The organism is Psychrobacter sp., assembly GCF_035469765.1.
Classification (GTDB): Bacteria; Pseudomonadota; Gammaproteobacteria; order Pseudomonadales; family Moraxellaceae; genus Psychrobacter.
In genome coordinates this window covers 1-4,209 of record NZ_DATIRM010000436.1, presented here as the reverse complement: position 1 = coordinate 4,209, position 4,209 = coordinate 1, and the positions used below count along the sequence as shown (strand labels likewise).

At 42.8% G+C, this 4,209-nt stretch carries 4 protein-coding genes; all 4 read right to left on the bottom strand.

The genetic code is table 11. The features are described from left to right. The coding region (locus VLN09_RS11940; protein WP_325246794.1) for a flavodoxin-dependent (E)-4-hydroxy-3-methylbut-2-enyl-diphosphate synthase at nucleotides 1-577 on the bottom strand (577 nt) is incomplete at its 3' end. A gap of 100 nt (nucleotides 578-677) precedes the next feature. Next, a complete protein-coding gene (locus VLN09_RS11935) occupies nucleotides 678-1,493 on the bottom strand; it encodes a helix-turn-helix domain-containing protein (protein WP_325246795.1) in 816 nt (271 codons plus the stop codon). Then, nucleotides 1,490-2,425, bottom strand: a complete 936-nt coding sequence (gene pilW / locus VLN09_RS11930) for a type IV pilus biogenesis/stability protein PilW (RefSeq protein ID WP_325246793.1) — start codon at nucleotides 2,423-2,425, stop codon at nucleotides 1,490-1,492. The genes VLN09_RS11935 and pilW overlap by 4 nt, the downstream gene beginning before the upstream one ends. Nucleotides 2,426-2,666: 241 nt before the next feature. Further along, complete coding sequence (gene rlmN / locus VLN09_RS11925; RefSeq protein ID WP_325246791.1) at nucleotides 2,667-3,896, bottom strand: 23S rRNA (adenine(2503)-C(2))-methyltransferase RlmN; 1,230 nt, start codon at nucleotides 3,894-3,896, stop codon at nucleotides 2,667-2,669. Between the last annotated feature and the right edge of the window lie 313 nt (nucleotides 3,897-4,209).

Genomic DNA, 4,209 nt, shown 5'->3' with positions numbered 1-4,209 from the left:
GGTACGCATCCATAGTCAAAAATACGTTGCTTGCTTTGACCGATACTTTATATTGATCAAAATTAAGGCGCTCTAATATATCAATATGACGCATTGCCGATTCAAGCATAGCTGCACCATTCGGCTCTTTATATTTACGCTGAATGTCTTTTTCTAAAGAGCCGGCATTGACGCCGATACGAATAGGAATATTGTAGTGCTTGGCACAGGCGACCACTTCGCGTACTTTGGCGTCGCTACCGATGTTACCAGGGTTGATACGCAAACAATCGGCACCCGCTGCCGCAACCGCTAAAGCAATTTTGTGGTCAAAATGCACATCAGCTATCAACGGCACGCTGACCAATTTACGAATTTCACCAAACGCTTTAACCGTATCCATCGTTGGCGTGGACACACGCATCAAATCTGCGCCTGCTTCTACACAGCGCTCAATTTGTGCAACGGTCGCCGCCACATCACAGGTATCAGTGTTGGTCATGCTTTGGACACTAATCGGTGCATCGCCACCGATCGCCACATCACCGACATATATTTTCTTGGTAAGACGACGGTTAATAGGTGCTGACGCTGACATAGGTAAACCCTTTCATGGAAGCAGTAATAACGAGAATAACAATACAAACGATAAATAAAGGTAATGGTATAAACTTTAAAAAAGACACCCAATAGATCAATTAAGGTGCTAACTCAAAACTGGCTTGGCTACCCGTTGCATAGCTGTTTAAAGCCACCGCTTTTTGATTGAGCATCAAGCGTACGTTATTAATATTATCGATCTGTATATTAAACGGTGGCATACCTGATAACTGATAATCACCCGCATTCTGCGAGCCCGCTATCAAGCTACTACCAGTCGCATCCGTAATAGTAACGACAGCAGCATCGGTCAGCTTAACATCTAAAGTAGCTGGGGCAACGTCACTACCGCCTAAGTTTAGCGCTGAACCTGAAGCGCTAACGCCTGTGATATCGGTATTAATAGCTGCGCCTTGTACTTGCTCAACTGCTGAGATACCTTCAGCATTAGATATGGGCTGCTCGGTGTTCTCTTTGCTAGCATTGCTGACCATACGGAATAGGAAAATCGCCAAAATAATGACACCAATAACCGCGATAATAAGCAACGGATTGAAGCGAATACGGTTATGTGTATCACGCTGTAGTGTGCCCATAGGACGCAGTGGCGAATGAACATTACTAGCCGAACGCGGTTTTAGCTCATTTGGGTACGCGGCATCAAAGCTACTGGCTATTCTTACTGGGTCAAGACCCAAATATTTTGCATAATTAATCGCAAAACCACGCGCAAACGCCGCTTTCGGTAGAACAGCAAAATCCTCATTTTCTAACGCTTTCAGATGACGTTTTAAAATAAACAATTCATTCGCCGCATCGTCCAAGCTTACTTGCTTGACTTTGCGGGCTTGCTGCAACATGGCACCAAATGATCCCTGAGCGTTAGAGTGAGTGTTCGATGATGGGGTGGTCATTTCCATGGTGCCTCTGGATTATTAAGCCAATTCTTTAGTTGTTTTGCTTCATCACTTAGCGGATAAGCGGATAAAAGTTGCTGTGCCAATTGTTGGCGTGTCTTGATGTCTTTTTGCGCTGCCGCCAACTTGATACCTTGTAGTAGCAATCGTGGACTAACGCCCTGCCCTTGCACCAATATCAAGGTCTCATCATAGAGTCTTTGTGCCTGCTGAATACGCTGCTGCTCAATTAATAAATCAACCAGCTCAATATGGGCAATGATACTATTTCGGTTACCATCTAAAGCACGTAGAAAAGCTTTTGCCGCTGCAGGATGGTCATTTAGCTGAAGATAGGTGCGACCTAAGTTCTCTAACGCACCAATACGACCTTCATAGCCAAGGGCAGCGCCTGCTATTTCGAACTGCTCTGCTGCCTCTTTATAACGCTTCATCTGCGACAGATAAACACCATAATTATTATGTGCTTGATCAAAATCTTTATCGAGCGCAATGGCTTTTTTAAAATATTGATCGGCTTTTTCAAGGTTGAGACGGCTGCCTTCTTGCTGCAACAAAACGCCCATCATATCATAAGCGGGCGCATGACGGCTATCTGCAGCAAAGGCTTTTTCGAGCTGTCTTTGGGCAGCATCGAGCTCGTTTTTTCGGATATATTGTGCAGCAAGTGTCGTGCGAACGCGAGCAATTTCTTGCTGATCCAATTTACGATTTTCATTGGGTTGCGTTGAGGTTTGATAAGGCGTGCCGTTGATTAAATCATTGGTAGGTGTGCTTTGGCAGCCAGATAGCAATAAAGTACTAAGCACGCCTGCAAATAATACACGCGGCGTGCTACTTGCATGAGAGATCTTAGCGCCTAAGCATTTTATTGCAGGAGAAAAAAATATTTGATATTTGAACTGACAAGAATTTTTAGAAGTCATCATGGCTACCATCATAAAACTGTGATTCAATGCGTTCGATCATCGAGGCATCAGTTTAATAGATTTAACCTCCATAAGTACAATTTAGTTGTCATTAATTGTCTTGTTCTCGGTCATTATCTATGATGACTACATATCGTTACCGTTGTGATGCAAAAAAGACAGCTAGGTGTTTCATTTAGATATGTCACCCAATTAAATGAAACACTTGCCTAATACTACCCAATCATTGACACCAATCTTATCAACTATTTTCGCGGTCTTTAATGCTTTGTTGCCAAGCGGCTGAGCGACGTGTTCTGTCAGCTACTTGCCCAACCAATTGCCCACAAGCGGCATCAATATCATCTCCGCGCGTTTGACGAATGGTACAAACAAAACCGGCTTCACTTAATATATTACTAAAGGCATGAATACGATTATTACTCGACTTGTCATAGTTTGCATGTGGGAACGGGTTAAATGGTATCAAGTTAATCTTACTTGGCAAATCACCTAATAATGCAACCAATTGTTCAGCATGCTCATTGCTATCATTGACACCGTCTAGCATGACATATTCAATAGTTACGTGTTTTTTATGGCGCGGATTGACTTCAAAGACGTAATTTCTTGCTGCTGCCATCAGCTGCTCTAATGGGTATTTTTTGTTAATCGGTACTAACTCATTACGCAGCTCATCATTTGGTGCGTGTAATGAAATCGCTAAAGCCACGTCAAGCTCCTGTGCCAACTCATACATCTTTGGCACCACACCTGAGGTAGATAGCGTAACACGGCGTTTTGATAAACCATAGGCATGGTCACTCAGCATCAATTCCATCGAGCTGACAACGGGACGATAGTTTAATAACGGCTCGCCCATGCCCATCATAACCACATTAGTAACGTTATTTTCCCATAAGCCATGGTCAACGTTATCTAAGCTGTCGTTTTCATCGGTCATATAAGAAGCGTTAGCGACCCATAATTGCCCGAGAATCTCAGCCGCTGTTAAATCGCGCTCAAAGCCTTGCTTGCCGGTACTACAAAAGCTACAGTCCAGTGCGCAGCCCACTTGCGAAGACACACACAAGGTTTTGCGACCATTTAGCTTACTATCATCTGCTGGAATCAATACCGTCTCAACCAATGAGCCGCCAGTCACTTCAAATACCCATTTGCGCGTGCCGTCTTCGCTATATTGACGATGAATCACTTTTGGCGGTATCACACAGGCATTGGCTGATAATTTATCACGCAATGACTTACTTAGATTAGTCATTTGCTCAAAATCTGTCACCCCTTGCTGATATATCCACTTGATGACTTGCGTCGAGCGAAACGGCTTTTCGCCAATACTCTTAAAGTAATCCGCCAATTGCGTTTGTGTCATACCTAATAGATTGGTTTTTGCCTGCGCCTCATCTACCAATTTTATGCTGTTAGCAGTTTTGGCTGGGACATGTTGGATAGGGGTTTGGACATTCGACATAATAAATAACCTTTTTGCATCTGCTGATATAAGCGATGCAATTGTTGAGATGGGCGGTGCTAGACGTACTCAATATATGAGTGCATAAGCAATCCGTTATGAGCGCATTTTTTATCAAAAACCGAAAGTAATATGCTGATAAAGGATTGATAACGCTTAATAAATATAATAATGAGGGAGAGGAGTTAAAATTTCAATACATAGTCAGACCATTATAATAGCTAAAACGGCTTATACCAAAAGATATAAGCCGTTTCGCTACACTAATTATTAATCAGCACTATTATTTATAATAGCGGCTATTAATAAAAAC

Bases quoted from the DNA above. Each gene is read 5' to 3' on its own strand.
- VLN09_RS11935 (WP_325246795.1), bottom strand. From the start codon at position 1,493: ATGACCACCCCATCATCGAACACTCACTCTAACGCTCAGGGATCATTT.
- pilW (WP_325246793.1), bottom strand. From the start codon at position 2,425: ATGATGACTTCTAAAAATTCTTGTCAGTTCAAATATCAAATATTTTTT.
- rlmN (WP_325246791.1), bottom strand. From the start codon at position 3,896: ATGTCGAATGTCCAAACCCCTATCCAACATGTCCCAGCCAAAACTGCT.